The sequence below is a fragment of the Shewanella sp. A22 genome (assembly GCF_053850585.1).
Genome location: NZ_JBSQBN010000259.1, coordinates 1 through 663, shown reverse-complemented (window position 1 = coordinate 663; position 663 = coordinate 1). Strand labels below are relative to the sequence as shown.

The following is a 663-nucleotide window of genomic DNA, read 5'->3' as shown; positions in this document are numbered from 1 at the left end:
CATTGAGGTTGCGATAAAAACCGCACCCATGCCAGCCACCCCTATCCCGAAAAGCATGGCCACACCGAGTCTGCTCAGTCATATCATCACCTGTAAATATCAGTTTGGCTTACCCTTATATCGCCAAAAAACCCTGTTTGCGGATATTGGTATCGAGCTTAATCGTAAGACCATGTCAAGTTGGATGATACGCTGTGCCGACTTGCTTGAGCCTTTGTATCAACGACTGAAAGTCAGTTTACTGGAGCAAGACATTATCCATGCGGATGAAACCCCGCTTAAGGTATTGAAAGCGGATAAACTGACAAGCTACATGTGGTTGTACTGCTGTGGTGATGATGCGCCTAAGGGCAACACTAACATCGTGCTCTATGACTATCATAACAGCCGAGCTGGCCAGTGTGCCGTGGATTTTCTAGCGGGATTTCCTGGGTATCTGCAAGTAGACGGTTATCAAGCCTACGCGCAAACTGATGCGACGTTGGTCGCTTGTTTGGCGCATATTCGTCGTAAATTTATCGAGGCCAAAGGCAATAACAAGAAAGCAGGCAAAGCTGATGTGGCATTGAACCTTATCGGCAAACTTTACGGCATAGAGCAACAAATCAAAGGTAAATCTGCTGAAGATAAATATGCGATACGCCAGCAGAAATCTAAAATTAT

At 45.7% G+C, this 663-nt stretch carries 1 protein-coding gene; it reads left to right on the top strand.

What is annotated here, in order from left to right; all coding sequences use genetic code 11:
* Window positions 1-663, top strand: a 663-nt coding sequence (gene tnpC / locus ACWXWT_RS20600) for an IS66 family transposase (protein ID WP_456043419.1), incomplete at both ends; no start/stop codon positions are given.